Raw genomic sequence first — 16054 nt, 5'->3', positions numbered from 1 at the left:
CTTAGAGGCCGCGGTCGTGCTTCCGGAGCCTGTCCACGGCGTAGGCGTCACCCTCGAAGGTGATCCGGGCGGCGTCGCGGCCGAAGACGAACAGCAGCAGTTCGATCGGCGCACCGACCACGGTCACCGTGTCCGGTCCTTCCTTCACCCGCGCTTCGCGGCCTTCGGGAGTCTTCAGGACCACCCCGACCGGTGATTTCCGCAGGTTCAGCTTCGACGCCTGCTTCGCCGACTTCCACGCCGCCGCGTCCCGCGCGGACTCGGCCGGACGCGGCTCCCAGCCGGGCTGCCCCCGGCGGACGTCCTCGTGGTGCACCAGGAACTCCGCGCTGTTCGTCAGCTCGTCGAGCGCCCCGATCGACGTCGGCCAGTACCAGGCCGGACCCGACCGCACCTTCCCGACGACCTCCGTCCACGGCCGCGCGGCATAGGAGTCCTGCACCTTCTGCGTGTAGGAGGCGAGCGCCGGTACCAGGATCCCGGGCATCGCGTCCGGCCGCCGCTCACGGACCAGCAGATGAGCCGCCAGATCCCGCGTCTTCCAGCCCGCGCACAAAGTCGGCGCGTCCGGGCCGACCTCTTCGAAAAGCTCGCTCAACGCACGACGTTCGTCTCCGGCGACTCCCATACCCCCCGACGTTACGCGCCGGTAAGGCCCGGCGATATCCGGGCGTGACGCAGGGCACCCGGCTCAGTGATGGAACGCCGTCCGCCGTCGCGGCCGGTGATCGAGCTCCGGCAGCAGGCGCCGGAGATCGTCGAGCAGCAGCTCCGCGAGGTCGTGCGTGAAACCGTTGCGCACCACGATCCTCAGCACCGCGAGATCCGTCCGGTTCTCCGGGAACGTGTACGCCGGAACAAGCCATCCACGCTCCCGAAGCCGCCGCGACACGTCGAAGACGTCGAAGCCCTCGACGTCCGCCTTCGTCGTGAAGGCGAACACGGGAAGCTGATCGCCTCGAGTCAGCAGCTTGAACGGGCCCAGCCCGGCGATCCCGTCCGCCAGCTGGGTCGCCACGTCACGCGAAGCCTGTTGCACCGCACGGAAACCTTCCCGTCCGAGCCGGACGAACGTGTAGTACTGCGCGGCCACCTCGGCACCGGGACGCGAGAAGTTCAGCGCGAAAGTCGGCATGTCGCCACCGAGATAATTGACGTCGAAGACGAGCTCCTCCGGCAACGCCGCCTTGTCCCGCCACAGCACCCAGCCGACACCGGGATAGACCAGCCCGTACTTGTGCCCGGACGTGTTGATCGACGCGACCCGCGGCAGCCGGAAGTCCCAGACCAGCTCCTGGTCCAGGAACGGTGCGATCATCGCGCCCGAAGCGCCGTCCACATGCACCGGGATGTCCCACCCGGACCGCTCGTGCAGCCCGTCGAGCGCCGCCGCGATCTCGGCGACCGGCTCGTAGCTGCCGTCGAACGTGGACCCGAGGATCGCGACCACACCGATGGTGTTCTCGTCGCACCGGGCGATCGCCTCGTCCGCGGTGAGATGGAACCGGTCACCGTCCATCGGCACCAGCCGCGGCTCGACCTCCCAGTACTCGCAGAACTTCTCCCAGCACACCTGGACGTTCGCGCCCATCACGAGATTCGGCTTCCCGGCGCGCCCCAGCTTCGACCAGCGGCGCTTCAACGCCATCCCGGCGAGCATGCACGCCTCGGAGGACCCGGTGGTGGAACAGCCCATGATCGCCGCGGGATCGGGCGCGTGCCACAGATCGGCGAGGATGTTCACGCACCGCCGCTCGAGCTCCGCGGTCTGCGGGTACTCGTCCTTGTCGATCATGTTCTTGTCGACGCATTCGGCCATCAGCTCGCGCGCCTGCGGCTCCATCCACGTGGTGACGAACGTGGCGAGGTTGAGCCGGGCGTTGCCGTCGAGCATCAACTCGTCGCGCACCAGCTGGAGCGCGGTGTCGGGCGGCAGCGGATCCTCGGCGAGGCTGTCGTGCGGGAGACGGATGTTCGCGGCGAGCGCGGGATACGCGCCGGCATACAGCGGATTGGCCCCGCTCTTGCGGTCCGGATCAGTCGCTTTCCCCTTGTGCAGCACCATGGACCGAACCTATCCGCGAGAGCCTCCGAGGGCACCTCGATCAGCTCTCTGACGTGCAATGAAGGGGCCTTTCATCGCAAATTTTGCGATGAAAGGCCCCTTCATTGCGCTCGGGCGCCGCGTGAGAGGGACGGTCAGGCCTGCTGCGCCTGCCACATCCAGTGCGCCTTTTCGAGCTCCTGCGTGATCGCGATCAGCAGGTCCTGGGTGACCAGGTCGCTCTTGTCGGTCTCGTCGATGCGCTTGCGCAGGCGCTCGATCAGCGCCGCGAGGATCCCGACGATCGCGCCGACCGTGGACTCCACGGACTGCCAGTTGTCGGGATAGTCCGGCAGCCCGGAACTCTCCACGACGGCCTTAGCCTGGCCGTTCGGCGAGACGCCGATGGCGTTGGCGCGCTCGGCCACCTCGTCGACGTACTGGCGCGCGGTGTCGACCAGTTCGTCGAGCTGAAGGTGCACGCTGCGGAAGTTCGCGCCGACGACGTTCCAGTGGGCCTGCTTCGCGATCAGCGACAGATCCACCAGATCGACCAGCGTGGCCTGCAAGGCGTTACCGGTGATCTCCTTGTCGGCGTCGCTCAGCGGGCTCTGGATCGGGGACTTGCCCATTACGGTCATCCTTTCGGAATCAGTCGGTTCGGAAGTGGACCTGTCGCTGACGGGATCAGACCGTCGCGGACAGCGCGACCTCGATGTTCCCTCGGGTCGCGTTCGAGTACGGGCACACCTGGTGCGCCTGCTCGACGAGCTGATCGGCCTGCGCCTGCTCCAGACCGGGCAGCGAAACCTTGAGCGCCACGGCGAGACCGAAACCCTCGCCCTGCTTGAGCACGCTGACCTCGGCGGAAACGGTGGAACCTTCCAGCTTCACCTTGGCCGCACGCGCGACGACCTGGAGCGCGGAGTGGAAACAGGCGGAATAGCCGGCGGCGAACAGCTGCTCGGGGTTGGTCTTGTCCCCGCCCGGTCCGCCCATCTCCTTCGGGATCGCCAGCGACTCGTCGATGACGCCGTCGGAGGATGTGACCTCACCGTTGCGGCCGTCGCCGCGAGCGGTGGCAACAGCGGTGTACAGAGCCTCAGCCATTTCTTCGCCTACCTCCTGGTTCAAGACACGCCCCGTTGAGCGTCTCTGTGGTGCCAACGTCCCGCAACCGCGAAACCTTGCCACCCCATGGCAGGCATCACGTCCGGGAATTACCCGGACGTGGGCCGAGACAAACTATTGGTGACCGGCGCGACTCAGCGCGAACTCGGCGACCTGGCTCCCGATCAGGCGAAGTGTGCGGACGCTCTTCTCGTCCGAGGCGCCGCCGGCTTCGTCGAACTTGGTCTCCGCGGAGTTGATCGAACCACCCAAAGGGGTGGCCCAGCCGCGCAGCGCGTGCGTGATCGTGCGCAATTGATCCAGCGTGGTGACGGCGGCCTGCCAGCCGAACGCGACGGCGGCCAGGCCGACCGCGCGGCCGTCGAGGTACGGACGATCGTCGTCCCGCAGATCCTCGACGTAGTCCAGGGCGTTCTTGACCAGACCGGACAACGCGCCGTGGTAGCCGGGCGAGACCACGATGATCCCGTCGGCGCGGCGGATCGCCTCGACCAGACGTACCGCACGTTCGTGCCGCTCCGCCAGGGCGGTGTCGTAGAACGGCAACACCAGCTCGGGCCCGGGGATCAGTTCGGTGGTGACCCCGGCCTCCGCCGCGCCACCCAGTGCGATGCGCAGCGCGCGCTCGGATTGGGAACCTTCCCGGAGGGAGCCGCCGATACCGAGGACATGAACCGCGTTCGTCGAAGTCACGCTTTCGAGGCTAGCTCCTCTACTTAAGTGGAGGACCAGGATTTGGAACGGAGTCCTGTGTCACACCCGTTCGCCGCAACGATCCCGGTCCCGCTGGACGGTCTACCTACTCGCAAGTAACCTGAGGTGAAGCCCCCCAGGAGGAAGCATGGCGATACCGCTCCAGATCCGTGCCGAGGCCGCGTTCTCGCAGCTGGCGTTCTGGCTCCCGAGGCCGGTCAGAAGGGCCTTCGCCGGACCGCCGCTCCGCCTGGACGGACAGGAACTCGCCCTCGACGCCCAGCTCCTGCTCCGCCTGCAAAAGCTCGCGAAAGCCTCGCTGGTGCGGGGAAGTGTCGAACAATCGCGCAGCATGCTCCTGGCGAGCAGGCATCTGGTCAGCGGACCGACGATCGAACCGGTCGCCACCAGGGAGCTGCGGATCCCGACGGGCGACGGCGACGTGCCCGCGACGCTCTACACACCCGACGGCCTCCCGGACCCGTCCGGGCTGCTGGTGTTCTTCCACGGCGGCGGCTGGGTGGTCGGCAGCCGCGCCTCCCACGACAACACCGTCCGCTACCTCGCGAAGCAGGCCGGGGTCCGGGTCCTTTCGGTGGAGTACCGGCTCGCGCCCGAGACGCGGTTCCCCGGCGCGACCGAGGACGCGATCGCGGCGTTCGAGTACGCCTTCGCGAAGGCGCGGGACCTGGGTGCCGACCCGGCCCGGATCGCCGTCGGCGGCGACAGCGCGGGCGGGAACCTCGCGGCGGTGACCGCGCAGCAGGCGGTGAAACGCGGCGGCGGGATCCCGGCGTTCCAGCTGCTATTCTATCCGGCGACGGATTTCACCGTGCGCCGCCGTTCCCGGGAATTGTTCGCCGAGGACCTGTTCCTCACCGATTCGGATATGACCTGGTTCGAAGGACATTACGTGCCAAAGGGCACCGATCTGTACAACCCGAGGCTTTCCCCGCTGCACGGCGACGTTTCCGGATTGCCGCCCGCGTATATCGCGACGGCCGGTTTCGATCCGCTGCGCGACGAAGGCGAGGCTTACGCGGAGAAATTGCGGAAGGCCGGCGTCCCGGTGGCGCTCAGCCGCCAGCCGGACCTGATCCACGGGTACATCAATTTCCTCGGCGTCGGCCGCCGGTTCCGCGAGGCGACGGCCGAAGCGGCGGGCGCCCTGCGGCTGGGCCTCGCCCCGAAGTGACGGCCAGAGCCCGAGTGGGGAGAAATGTCCCCACCCGGGCTCCGGCCCCCATATCGTGGCCCGCCGCCCTGCACGGCGGAACCGGATGACTCCCGTGGTCTCCTAGGGCGTGGGGAGGGGCACTGGCGGGACGGGCAGCGGCGGGACAGGGAGTCCGCCGAGCAGTCCGGCGAGGATGCCGGTCACGGCCGTCAACAGGGCTTTCACCAGGTCGCTGACGATCTTCAGCGGTCCGGGAAGGTCCGGCAGCGACGGGATCGGCACCGGCAGCGGCGGCAGCTGGCGTGCCTTGGCCGTCGGGTCGGCCAGCAGCCTGCTGGACTCGTCGGAGCGACCCTTGGCGAGGTCGCCGAGCTTCTGCGTCTCGGTCTGGATCTGGTAGCGCTTGCCCGCCGCGATGTCACCGAGGACGGGGCTCAGCTTGTCCAAGTCCGCCCGCGTCTTGGCGACGTCACCGCCGTAGGCCACCTTGGTGAGGCCGTCTCGCATCTGCAGCACCTGCGCGGCGAGCGCCTGCGTATTCGACGAACCCTTTCCACCATCGGTACTAGCCGTCGCGGCGCCGGCTGAGGCCACCGCCAACAGACTGCCCGCGGCTACCGCGGCAATCGTCCGGGCAATGTTGCCTTTCATTCCCTTACCTCCTGGCCTCTGGGACCTGACGAGGTAAATCGATACCCGCCGTATCGGCCTGACACCACCCGATCACCGGTTTGAACCGTTTTCTAACCCTTACGTGCCGGATTCGTTCCCGGGTAAGACCCCCGCAATTGATTAACGTCGAAATCTTGTGCCTCCCCCTGAAGATCATCCTTTTCCCGCTTTTTTATGACTACCCGTGACCGGGCGACACGGCTGCACGTTTCGTTCACCCACAGCGGTGTAAACGGTGATCGTTTGGCTTCATCACTCCGTCGGACAGGCGTGTCGCACTGCTCCACTCGGGGTGTCCCCCACGCACGTCCCGCCACCTTCTGGTTTCACATGCGAGTGGGGACATGGAAACGCACCCGGTGCGCGGGGGATGACGCGCACCGGGTGCGTTCCGGTGGTGGGAGCAGCCTCTGGGCAGAGGTCGTTCTACTCGCGGAAGGCGTCCGCGACCTTGTCGCCGAGGTCCTTGTCGACGTTCCGCCAGTACTCGAAGACGCGCTCCAGAACCGGCCGTGAGACGTCGTTCGAGGCGTGGCCGATGATGTTGCCCGCGAGCCGCTCACGCTGCGCGTCGTCCATCACGTCGCGCACGAGCGTGCCCGGCTGGCCGAAGTCGTCGTCCTCGGCGTGGAGCTTGTAGGCCGACCGGATGACCTCGTCCTCGACGCCGTAGCCCGACGAGGTCTCGGCGGCGATCTCCGCGTTCGCGTGCGGACCACCCTTGGAGTTCGGCGCGTAGACCGGGTCGCCCGGGTTGTTGTAGCGCATCGCGCCGTCGCGCGAGTAGCTGTTCACCGGGGACTTCGGCGCGTTGACCGGCAGCTGCGTGTAGTTCGCGCCGATCCGGTAGCGATGCGCGTCCGGGTACGCGAACAGGCGGCCCTGCAGCATCTTGTCCGGCGACGGGCCGATGCCCGGCACCAGGTTGGACGGCTCGAACGCGGCCTGCTCGATCTCGGCGAAGTAGTTCGCCGGGTTGCGGTCGAGCACCCAGCGGCCGACCTTGATCAGCGGGTAGTCGCCCTTCGGCCACACCTTGGTCAGGTCGAACGGGTTGAAGCGGTAGTCCGCGGCCTCGGCGTAGGGCATCACCTGGACGTACAGCGTCCAGCTGGGGTGGTTGCCCTTCTCGATGTTCTTGAACAGGTCGCGGATGTAGTAGTCCGAGTCCTCGCCCGCGATGCGGTCCGCGTCGGCCTGCGGCAGGTAGCCGATGCCTTGGTCGGTCTTGAAGTGGTACTTGACCCAGAACTTCTCGCCGCCGGCGTTCTCCCACAGGTAGGTGTGCGAGCCGAAACCGTCCATCTCGCGCCAGTTCGACGGGATGCCGCGGTCGCCCATCAGCCAGGTGACCTGGTGCGCGGACTCGGGCCGCAGCGTCCAGAAGTCCCACTGGATGTCGTGGTCGCGCAGGTGGTTGTCGGCGCGGCGCTTCTGCGAGTGGATGAAGTCCGGGAACTTGATCGGGTCGCGGATGAAGAACACCGGGGTGTTGTTGCCGACGAGGTCGTAGTTGCCCTCGGAGGTGTAGAACTTCACCGCGAAACCACGCGGGTCGCGCCACGTGTCGGGCGATCCGTTCTCACCCGCGACCGACGAGAAGCGGACCAGGCTCTCGGTGCGCACACCCGGCTGGAACAGCGCGGCCTTCGTGAACTGGCTGACGTCCTCGGTGACCTCGAGGAAGCCGTGCGCGCCGCCGCCCTTGGCGTGCACGACACGCTCCGGCACGCGCTCACGGTTGAACTGGGCGTTCTTCTCGATCAGGTAGTGGTCCTGGAGCAGGATCGGGCCGTTGGCACCCACCGTCAGCGAATCGTTGTCGCTGGCGACGGGGATGCCCACGTTGTTCGTGGTCGGCAAGGTCACGCCGGTGCCTCCTGGTTCGTGGTGGTGAAGCGGTCAGCCACACCAGCTTCGCCCGAGTGCGCGCGCTCAGCACGTCGTGGACGACCTGGTTCACCCACCCTCTCGCGTAATCTGGAATCAGTCAAGAAAAGACCTCGGTCCGGGTGACCGGCGTGACGTCCGCCAGGCGCGAAAAAAACTTGCACGCGCGTACCAAGTTACGCTCTCATCGGATCATGGCCCTGGCTCCGTACCGTCGCGTGTTGGCCGTGCCCGGTGTTCCCAGCTCGATGCTGCTGATGTTCCTGGCGCGGCTCCCGATGACCGCGATGGGCGTGACGATGACGCTGTACGTGGTCAACGACCTCGGCCGCGGGTACGGGGCGGCCGGGCTGATCGGCGCGGCGACCACGCTCGGCAGCGCCTTCGGGGCGCCGCTCGTCGGCCGGTACGTCGACCGCTACGGGCTACGGCCGGTGGTCGCGATCTGCGGGCTGGCCTCGACGACGTTCTGGATCAGCGCACCGCATCTGCCGTATCAGGTGCTGCTGGCGGTCGCGCTCCCCGCGGGCGTGCTGTCGGTGCCCGCCGGGACGCTCGCGCGGCTGGTGCTCACCGCGCTCGTGCCGCTGGAGCAGCGGCGGGCGGCCTACTCGCTGGACACGATCTTCGTGGAGGCGTCGTTCATGATCGGGCCGTCGGCCGGGATCATGGCGATCACGCAGCTGCCCGCGGTCTACGCGCTCACCGGTATCGGGGTCTGCTTCGCGATTTCGGCGACGCTGATCTACCGGATGAACCCGCCGATCCGCGCCGAGGCCGACACCGAGGTGGTCACCGGGGAGCGGCCGACCGTCCGGAGCTGGCTCACCGGACGGCTCGTGATGGCGATGTTCATCGCCGCCGGCGCGCTGTTCTGCCTGGTCGGCATGGAACTCGCCGCACTGGCGACGCTGCGCGCGAGCGGCGACATCGCCTGGTCAGGACTGCTGATCACGCTGATGTGCGTCGCGTCCGTCCTCGGCGGGGCGATCCACGGCGCGGTCCGGCGGTCGCTCTCACAGGGCACGCTGATGCTGCTGCTGGCGGTGCTCACGCTGCCGGTCGGGCTGGTCGACCACCCGTGGTGGCTGCTGGCGATCGTGCTCTTCCCGAGCAACGTGCTGTGCGCGCCGACGCTCGCGGCGAGCACGGAGACGGTCAGCGCGGCGGCGCCGGCGCGGGTGCGCGGCGAGGCGATGGGCCTGCTGGACGCGGCCAGCCGGATCGGGCTGGCGGTCGGGAGCCCGATCATCGGGTTCGTGATCGACCACTCCAGCCCCGGCTGGGGGTTCGCGGCGTCGGCGCTGGGAGCGCTGGCGATCGCCTCGGTCGGCCTGTTCTGGCGGCGGTCCCGCACCCCCGCCGCCCCGGTGCCCGCGCTCACTTCCTCCTGACGCAATTCGTCCTCTGAATGCGGTAGTTCGTGTCGCCGACTACCGCATTCAGAGGACGAAACGCGAGAGGGTCAGGCGCAGACCTTGCGGAGCGCGTCGATCCGGTCGAGGTTGCGCTTGGTCCAGTCCGCGACCTTGCCCGCGTCCTGGATGTTCTCCTTCTGGGCCTGCAGGTACGAGTCGGCCATGCCGGTGAGCGCGCCGGCCACGTCCTTCTCGCCGACGTTGTTCGCCAGCTCGCGCAGGCGCTTCTCCTTGTCCGCGGCCCGCTCCTTGAGCGTCGCCGGGTCCGGGTTGAGGTCGACGAGGCTGAGTGCCTCGGCGCAGGCGCTGACCTTCGTCGCGGCCCTGTTCGTCTGATCGACCGCGTTCGTGACCTCGCTGCAGCCCGCCAGCGACAGTCCGGCGGCCGCCAGGAGCGCCGCGAATCCCAACCTCTTCATGGCATCCAGCGTAGCGATTTCGTGGGTGGTATGTCGGGTTCCCCTGACCACCACCCACGAATCGCCCGGTAATTCAGCCCTTCACGCAGACGACCTGCTTGAGATGCGCGACCACCTCGACGAGGTCCGTCTGCGCCTTGATCACCGTTTCGATGTCCTTGTACGCGGCCGGGATCTCGTCCACCACACCGGAGTCCTTGCGGCATTCCACGCCGGCGGTCTGCGCGGCGAGGTCCTCGGCGGTGTACAGCTTCTTGGCCTTGTTCCGCGACATCCGCCGGCCCGCCCCGTGCGACGCGGACTGGAAGGACGACGCGTTCCCGAGGCCGCGCACGATGTACGAACCGGTGCCCATGCTGCCCGGGATGATCCCGAGGTCGCCCGAACCCGCGCGGATCGCGCCCTTGCGGGTCACCAGGAGGTCGACGCCGTCGTAGGTCTCCTCGGCGACGTAATTGTGATGGCAGCTGATCGCGTCGTCGAACGTCGTCTGCGGCACGACGTCCTTCAGCGCCTGCTTCACGAGCGCGACCATGGTGGCGCGGTTGCGCGCCGCGTAGTCCTGCGCCCAGAACAGGTCGCGCCGGTACGCCTGCATCTCCGGCGTGCCCGCGACGAACACCGCGAGATCCGGGTCCGGCAGGTCCGCGTTGTGCGGCAGCTTCCGCGCGACGGCCATGTGCCGTTCCGCGAGTTCCTTGCCGATGTTGCGCGAACCCGAGTGCAGCATCAGCCACACGCGGCCTTCGTCGTCGCCGCCCTGTTCGAGGCAGACCTCGATGAAGTGGTTGCCGCCACCGAGGCTCCCGATCTGCCGCGACGCGCGGTCGTGCAGGTCCTGGACGCCGTGATGCAGGTCGCCGAAGGACTTCCAGAACGCGTCCCAGCCACCGACACCGTGCACCTTCGCCGGGTTCACCGGCGTCTTGTGCAGGCCGAAACCGACCGGGACGGCCGATTCGATCCGGCGGCGGAGCTTCAGCAGGTCGTCGGGCAGATCGGCGGCGGTGAGCGAGGTCCGCACCGCGCTCATCCCACAGCCGATGTCCACGCCGACGGCGGCCGGGGACACGGCGTCGCGCATCGCGATCACGCTGCCGACGGTCGCGCCCTTGCCGTAGTGGACGTCGGGCATGACCGCGACGCCGTGCACCCACGGCAGGTTGGCGACGTTGTGCAGCTGCCGCATGGCTTGGTCCTCGACCGACGTGGGGTCGGCCCACATCCGGATCGGAACCCGCGAGCCTTCGACCGCCGTGTACATGACTTTCCTTTCGTGGAAAACGTTTTGTCGCCCCTGAGCATGCACGGGCCGGACGAACCGGACAACGCATTTACCGAATTCCACAATGGACAGTCCACAAGCGACTACCACGCGTGAGGTGATGTTCATCGCGAAGTCTTCGATCGTATTCGAAAAGTGATCGGTCCGGGGAGGTGCTTCGGGCACAATGAGCGCTCGGTGTCGGGGGTACACCAACTCTGGGGAAGGTCCGTTTCACAGTGAAGTCTTTACGTGGGCTGCTCGCTGCCGTCCTGCTGGCGGCGTTCCCGCTGCTCGTGCTGGCGTTCGTGGGCGGGATCGTGACGCTCGAAGTGCTGGCGCTGCGGCACAACGTGTTCACGGCGGTAAAGCTCGGCATCGTCACCGTCCCGGTCGGCTGGATCCTGCTCAAGACCCTGCTCACGGTCGAGCGGGCGACCGACGACGACGTTCCCGGCGTCGCGGTGACGCCGGAGTCACAACCCGCGCTGTGGGCGCTGGTCCGGGAGCTGGCGGACGAGGCGGGCACCCGGCCGCCGGACGAGATCTATCTCGACGCCGACGTCAACGCGGCGGTGACCGAGCGCACCTCGTGGCTCGGGCTGCGGGTGCTTCGCCGCCGGATGATCATCGGCGTCCCGCTGGTCATGGGCCTGCGCCAGGACCAGTTCCGCGCGGTGCTCGCGCACGAGCTGGGCCACTACAGCAACAAGGACACCCGGTTCTCCGCGCTGACCTATCGCGGGCGCAAGTCGATCGCGCGGGTGGTCAACGGCCTGGGTCGCGAAGGCTACTTCGAGCGCTTCGTCGGCTGGCTGTTCAAGCAGTACGCGAAGCTGTATTTCATGGTCTCGATGAGCGTCTGCCGGAACCAGGAACTCGCCGCCGACGCCGTCTCCGCGCGGCTCGCCGGGACCGACGCGGCGGCTTCGGCCCTGCGCGAGATCGAAGCGCTGGCCGTCACCTGGCGGTTCTTCATGAACAACTACGCCGCGATCGGCTGGGACGCGGGCTATCTCCCGGACCGGTTCGGCGAGGGCTACCGCGCGCTGCTCACCGACCCGACCAGGGCGGAGCAGATGGAGGAGATGCGCCGGAACCCGTCGGAGGAGAAGACCTCGCGATGGGACACGCACCCGGCCACCCGCGACCGCGTCGCGACGCTCGAAGCGGGCGTCCGGTTCCCGGTCCGCCCCGGCGGCGAGCGGCCCGCGGACGAGCTGCTGACCGGTGCCGAGAAGATGCTCGACGAGGCGCTGTTCACCGTCTTCTCCGACGAGGCGCACACGAAGCGGCGGACGGACTGGCAGTCGCTGGTCGCGATCGGCCGTCGTCACGCCGCCGCCGAAGCGGCCGCCGAGGTCCTCGGCGAACGCACCCTGGACATGGCGCTGGACCTGCTCGACGCGGGCAGGCACGAAGAACTCGCCGATCCCGACGAGCGGCCGCCCGCCGGGATCGGGTCGCGAGCCCGGCGGGAGTTCGCCGCCGTCTCCGTCCGGAGGCGGCTGGCGGTCGTGGTGCACGCGGCCCTCACCGACGTCGGCGCGGGGCGCTGGTCGCTGTCGTGGTCCGGTCCGGCCCCGTTCGTCTTGGACGAACCGCTGGAAGACCGGCTGGCACCCGCGCTCGACAAGGCCACCGCGGCCGAATCCGACACCGCGCCACTGCGCGCGCTGCTGACGGCCGCCGGGGTGTCCGCCGGCTACCGGCCGTCACCCACTCTTGTTCGTTCCTAAGGAGTTTCAATGCTTTGGCTGCTCAAATCCCGTGAACGCAAGGCCGTCTTCGCCATGATGAAGGAGGCGAAACGACGCGGCGTCGAGATCGACGAACTCAAGAACGTGATGACGCCGGAGGAGTTCGTCGCCCTGCTGCCGCCGGAGAAGCCCAAGTTCAAGGGCAAGGTCCCGGACGTCACGCGCTGGGGTCTCCCGCCGGACAACGAGGTGTCGACGAAGCAGTACTGGACCGACGAAGAGGTCCTCGCCGTCCAGGAGTCGACCGCTCGCGGTGAATGGACGGGCGCCGCCGCGCTGCTGGCGTCGACCTGGGGTGACTGGGACCGTCGCAATCTGGTGACCGGCGCGCTCGGCGAGGCCGCCGCGACGGACGACGGGTGGCTGCGCGCGTGGCGCGAGGCCCGCCCCGGTGACCCAGGTGCGGCGCTGGTCAACGCGGAATCGCTGGTGCACGTGGCGTGGGAGGTGCGCAGCGGGCTGCAGGCGAAACACGTCACGGAGGAGCAGTTCGCCGCGTTCTTCCGGGTGCTGGCGCAGGCCGAGGAGGCCGTGCACGAGGCGTCCGAGCTCGCTCCCGCGGATCCGACGCCTTGGGTGACAGCGCTCGCGATCGCGATGGGGCAGCAGGCCGAGAACGACCAGTACCTGGAGGTTTGGGCGGAGCTCACGGAGCGCGACCCGCAGCACCGCGGGGCGCACACGCGGGCACTGCAGTACTGGTGCGCCAAGTGGTTCGGCTCGAACGAGAAGATGTGGGAGTTCGCCGAGACCGCCGCGGCGAAGTCTCCGAAGCTGGCTCCGCTCCTGCTGATCGCCGCGCACGAATCCGAGTTCCAGGACGTTTCCGCGTGGCGTGACCCGCGGGTCGCCGGTGCGCTCGACGGGATCGTGGCGTGGCTCGACGGCGAAGGGCGGGATCACCCGTCGACGCGCTCGGACCGGGCGTACGCGGCGAAGGCGCTCGTGGAGAACGGGCGCTTCGACGAGGCCGTCGAGCAGTTCCGGCACCTGGGGACGCGGGCCGACGCCGGGATCTGGGCCTACAGCGGTGACGCTCGGGGCGAGTTCCTGGCGACGCGGTACGCGGCCTGCTTCGGGGCCACGAAGCCCTGACCCTGGCGCATTTCGTCCTCTGAATGCGGTGGTTCTCCGGGCCCCCGCGTGAAGGCCCCCTTCCCTCGGCTGAGCCGAGGGAAGGGGGCCTTCACGCGCTTGCCGCATTCAGAGGACTAAACGCGTGGCGAGGGGTCAGGAGTTCGCGGCGACCAGTTCCGCGATCTGCACGGCGTTGAGCGCCGCGCCCTTCCGCAGGTTGTCGTTCGACAGGAACAGCACGAGACCGCGGCCGCCGTCGACGCCCGGGTCCGTGCGCAGGCGCCCGACGTAGGACGGGTCCTGGCCCGCGGCCTGCAGCGGCGTCGGGATGTCCGACAGCTCCACGCCGGGCGCGCCGGTCAGCAGTTCGGTCGCGCGGGCGACCGAAAGCGCCTGCGAGAACTCCGCGTTGATCGAGATCGAGTGTCCCGAGAACACCGGCACCCGCACACAGGTGCAGGAGACGCGCAGCTCCGGGATGCTCAGGATCTTGCGGCTCTCGTTGCGGAACTTCTTCTCTTCGTCCGTCTCGAATTCACCGTCGTCCACAATGGACCCGGCCAGCGGGAGGACGTTGTGCGCGATGGTCCGCGCGTACTTCTTCGGCTCGGGGAACGTCACCGCCGCGCCGTCGTGGGTCAGCGCGCCCGCGTTCGGCGCCGCCGCGGCCAGCTGGCCTTCCAGCTCCTCGACGCCGGCGAGCCCGCTGCCGGACACCGCCTGATACGTGCTGGCGACCAGCCGCACCAGACCCGCTTCCGCGTGCAGCGGCTTGAGCACCGGCATCGCGGCCATGGTGGTGCAGTTGGGGTTCGCGATGATCCCCTTGCGCGCTTCCTTGACCGCCTCCGGGTTGACCTCGCTGACGACCAGCGGGACCTCGGGGTCCATGCGCCAGGCCGACGAGTTGTCGATCACCGTGGCACCGGCGGCGGCGAACCGCTCCGCCTGTGCCTTGGAGGTCGAGCCACCGGCGGAGAACAGCGCGATGTCCAAACCGGACGGATCCGCCGTCGTCGCGTCCTCGATGACGATTTCCCCGTCACGCCAAGGAAGTTTCGAGCCAGCGGACCGCGCCGAAGCGAAGTACCGCATTTCGGCGACCGGGAAACCCCGTTCGGCCAGCAGACGGCGCATCACACCGCCGACCTGACCGGTCGCCCCTACCACTCCTACTCGCAGACCTTCAGCCATCAGCGACCACTCCCCGCGTAGACGACGGCTTCTTCGTCGCCGCCGAGTTCGAATGCTTCGTGGATCGCGCGCACCGCGTCGTCGAGCTGCGCGTCCCGGATCAGGACCGAGATCCGGATTTCCGAGGTATTGATGATTTCGATGTTGACACCCGACTGCGCGAGCGCCTCGCAGAACGTCGCCGTGACACCGGGGTGCGAACGCATCCCCGCGCCGACGAGCGACACCTTGCCGACATGGTCGTCGTACAGGACCGACTCGAAGCCGATCTCGCCCTTGATCTTCTCCAGCGACTGCACGGCCTTGGCCCCGTTGGCCTTCGACAGCGTGAAGGTGATGTCGGTGCGGCCGGAGACGGTGCTGGACACGTTCTGCAGCACCATGTCGATGTCGATCTCGTTGTCGGCGATCACCCGGAAGATCTTGGCGGCGGCACCGGCGGTGTCGGGCACCCCGGTCACCGTGATCTTGGCTTCGGAGCGGTCGTGCGCCACACCGGTGATCAACGCTTGTTCCACGGGGATCTCCTCGATAGAACCGGTCACCGTGGTGCCCGGCTTGTCACTGTAGGAAGAACGGACTCGGATCGGGACGCCGTAGCGGCGCGCGTACTCCACCGAGCGCAGGTGCAGGATCTTCGACCCGCTCGCGGCCAGCTCCAGCATCTCCTCGTAGGCGATGGTGTCGAGCTTGCGGGCGTCGGGGACGACCCGGGGATCGGCGGTGTACACACCGTCCACATCGGAATAGATCTCGCACACGTCGGCGTTCAGCGCCGCGGCCAGCGCGACGGCGGTGGTGTCCGAGCCGCCGCGGCCGAGGGTGGTGATGTCCTTGGTGTCCTGGGACACCCCCTGGAACCCCGCCACCAGGGCGATGTAGCCCTGGTCGAGGGCTTCGGTCACCCGGCTGGGGCTGACGTCGATGATCCGCGCGTTGCCGTGCACGGACGTCGTCACCACACCGGCCTGCGAACCGGTGAACGACCAGGCCTCCGCGCCCTGCGCCGAAATCGCCATCGCCACCAGCGAGTTGGAAATGCGCTCACCCGCGGTGAGCAGCATGTCCATCTCGCGTTCCGGCGGCGCCGGGTTGACCTGCTGAGCCAGGTCGAGCAGCTCGTCCGTCGTGTCTCCCATGGCGGAGCAGACGACGACGACGTCGTTGCCCGCCTTCTTGGTGGCGACGATGCGTTCCGCGACGCGTTTGATCCGGTCGGCACTTTCCAGCGACGAACCGCCGTACTTCTGGACCACGAGGGCCACGCCCGAACCTCCTCGACGGGCCGGGCGTGCTCCTGGTGGGCACCGAGGAG

The 16054-nt window shown here is 68.3% G+C and carries 15 protein-coding genes; 4 read left to right on the top strand and 11 right to left on the bottom strand.

Annotated elements, in window-relative coordinates; translation table 11 throughout:
- Position 1 precedes the first annotated feature (1 nt).
- The 5 genes from IE302_RS23325 to IE302_RS23305 form a co-directional block, all read right to left on the bottom strand.
- Positions 2-628 carry a TIGR03085 family metal-binding protein gene (locus tag IE302_RS23325; protein ID WP_191256603.1) on the bottom strand — a complete coding sequence of 209 codons (627 nt, stop codon included), beginning with the start codon at positions 626-628 and terminating at the stop codon, positions 2-4.
- A gap of 63 nt (positions 629-691) precedes the next feature.
- On the bottom strand, positions 692-2065 hold the full coding sequence (gene gad / locus IE302_RS23320; RefSeq protein ID WP_191256602.1) for a glutamate decarboxylase: 1374 nt from the start codon (positions 2063-2065) through the stop codon (positions 692-694).
- Between the two features lie 134 nt (positions 2066-2199).
- The gene (locus IE302_RS23315; protein WP_191256601.1) at positions 2200-2676 is read right to left on the bottom strand and encodes a Dps family protein; all 477 of its coding nucleotides are present in this window, start codon (positions 2674-2676) and stop codon (positions 2200-2202) included.
- Positions 2677-2731: 55 nt separating this feature from the next.
- On the bottom strand, positions 2732-3154 hold the full coding sequence (locus IE302_RS23310; RefSeq protein ID WP_005166417.1) for an organic hydroperoxide resistance protein: 423 nt from the start codon (positions 3152-3154) through the stop codon (positions 2732-2734).
- Positions 3155-3289: 135 nt separating this feature from the next.
- Complete coding sequence (locus IE302_RS23305; RefSeq protein WP_191256600.1) at positions 3290-3868, bottom strand: NADPH-dependent FMN reductase; 579 nt, start codon at positions 3866-3868, stop codon at positions 3290-3292.
- Positions 3869-4016: 148 nt separating this feature from the next.
- Here IE302_RS23305 and IE302_RS23300 point away from each other — a divergent pair, with 148 nt between their 5' ends.
- Positions 4017-5063 carry an alpha/beta hydrolase gene (locus tag IE302_RS23300; RefSeq protein WP_191256599.1) on the top strand — a complete coding sequence of 349 codons (1047 nt, stop codon included), beginning with the start codon at positions 4017-4019 and terminating at the stop codon, positions 5061-5063.
- 102 nt (positions 5064-5165) lie between these two features.
- Here the strand turns inward: IE302_RS23300 and IE302_RS23295 are convergent, their stop codons facing one another.
- Both IE302_RS23295 and IE302_RS23290 read right to left on the bottom strand, forming a co-directional pair.
- Entirely contained in the window at positions 5166-5696 is a 531-nt protein-coding gene (locus IE302_RS23295; protein ID WP_026467092.1) for a hypothetical protein, read from the bottom strand.
- Between the two features lie 447 nt (positions 5697-6143).
- A complete protein-coding gene (locus IE302_RS23290; RefSeq protein ID WP_191256598.1) occupies positions 6144-7586 on the bottom strand; it encodes a catalase in 1443 nt (480 codons plus the stop codon).
- Between the two features lie 269 nt (positions 7587-7855).
- Between IE302_RS23290 and IE302_RS23285 the strand changes: the two genes are divergently transcribed.
- Positions 7856-9001 carry an MFS transporter gene (locus IE302_RS23285; RefSeq protein ID WP_191256926.1) on the top strand — a complete coding sequence of 382 codons (1146 nt, stop codon included), beginning with the start codon at positions 7856-7858 and terminating at the stop codon, positions 8999-9001.
- Positions 9002-9072: 71 nt separating this feature from the next.
- Here IE302_RS23285 and IE302_RS23280 read toward each other — a convergent pair whose 3' ends face one another.
- Positions 9073-9444 carry a DUF8711 family protein gene (locus IE302_RS23280; RefSeq protein WP_191256597.1) on the bottom strand — a complete coding sequence of 124 codons (372 nt, stop codon included), beginning with the start codon at positions 9442-9444 and terminating at the stop codon, positions 9073-9075.
- A 73-nt stretch (positions 9445-9517) separates the two neighbouring features.
- On the bottom strand, positions 9518-10708 hold the full coding sequence (locus IE302_RS23275; RefSeq protein WP_191256596.1) for an RtcB family protein: 1191 nt from the start codon (positions 10706-10708) through the stop codon (positions 9518-9520).
- Between the two features lie 239 nt (positions 10709-10947).
- Here IE302_RS23275 and IE302_RS23270 point away from each other — a divergent pair, with 239 nt between their 5' ends.
- Both IE302_RS23270 and IE302_RS23265 read left to right on the top strand, forming a co-directional pair.
- A complete protein-coding gene (locus tag IE302_RS23270) occupies positions 10948-12447 on the top strand; it encodes a M48 family metallopeptidase (protein WP_191256595.1) in 1500 nt (499 codons plus the stop codon).
- Positions 12448-12456: 9 nt separating this feature from the next.
- Complete coding sequence (locus tag IE302_RS23265; protein WP_191256594.1) at positions 12457-13563, top strand: DUF4034 domain-containing protein; 1107 nt, start codon at positions 12457-12459, stop codon at positions 13561-13563.
- A gap of 135 nt (positions 13564-13698) precedes the next feature.
- Here the strand turns inward: IE302_RS23265 and IE302_RS23260 are convergent, their stop codons facing one another.
- Positions 13699-14739 carry an aspartate-semialdehyde dehydrogenase gene (locus IE302_RS23260; RefSeq protein WP_191256593.1) on the bottom strand — a complete coding sequence of 347 codons (1041 nt, stop codon included), beginning with the start codon at positions 14737-14739 and terminating at the stop codon, positions 13699-13701.
- Positions 14739-16004, bottom strand: coding sequence for an aspartate kinase (locus tag IE302_RS23255; RefSeq protein ID WP_191256592.1), 1266 nt, complete (start codon positions 16002-16004; stop codon positions 14739-14741). Before IE302_RS23255 ends, IE302_RS23260 begins: the two co-directional genes overlap by 1 nt.
- Positions 16005-16054: the final 50 nt, after the last annotated feature.

This window comes from Amycolatopsis oliviviridis, assembly GCF_014654365.1.
GTDB lineage: Bacteria > Actinomycetota > Actinomycetes > Mycobacteriales > Pseudonocardiaceae > Amycolatopsis > Amycolatopsis oliviviridis.
Note: the sequence above shows the minus strand (reverse complement) of the source record. Positions and strands in the feature narration are given on the sequence as shown.

Coding starts and splice junctions, on each gene's coding strand:
- IE302_RS23325 (WP_191256603.1), bottom strand. CDS start 628: ATGGGAGTCGCCGGAGACGAACGTCGTGCGTTGAGCGAGCTTTTCGAA.
- gad (WP_191256602.1), bottom strand. CDS start 2,065: ATGGTGCTGCACAAGGGGAAAGCGACTGATCCGGACCGCAAGAGCGGG.
- IE302_RS23315 (WP_191256601.1), bottom strand. CDS start 2,676: ATGGGCAAGTCCCCGATCCAGAGCCCGCTGAGCGACGCCGACAAGGAG.
- IE302_RS23310 (WP_005166417.1), bottom strand. CDS start 3,154: ATGGCTGAGGCTCTGTACACCGCTGTTGCCACCGCTCGCGGCGACGGC.
- IE302_RS23300 (WP_191256599.1), top strand. CDS start 4,017: ATGGCGATACCGCTCCAGATCCGTGCCGAGGCCGCGTTCTCGCAGCTG.
- IE302_RS23295 (WP_026467092.1), bottom strand. CDS start 5,696: ATGAAAGGCAACATTGCCCGGACGATTGCCGCGGTAGCCGCGGGCAGT.
- IE302_RS23285 (WP_191256926.1), top strand. CDS start 7,856: ATGCTGCTGATGTTCCTGGCGCGGCTCCCGATGACCGCGATGGGCGTG.
- IE302_RS23280 (WP_191256597.1), bottom strand. CDS start 9,444: ATGAAGAGGTTGGGATTCGCGGCGCTCCTGGCGGCCGCCGGACTGTCG.
- IE302_RS23275 (WP_191256596.1), bottom strand. CDS start 10,708: ATGTACACGGCGGTCGAAGGCTCGCGGGTTCCGATCCGGATGTGGGCC.
- IE302_RS23265 (WP_191256594.1), top strand. CDS start 12,457: ATGCTTTGGCTGCTCAAATCCCGTGAACGCAAGGCCGTCTTCGCCATG.
- IE302_RS23260 (WP_191256593.1), bottom strand. CDS start 14,739: ATGGCTGAAGGTCTGCGAGTAGGAGTGGTAGGGGCGACCGGTCAGGTC.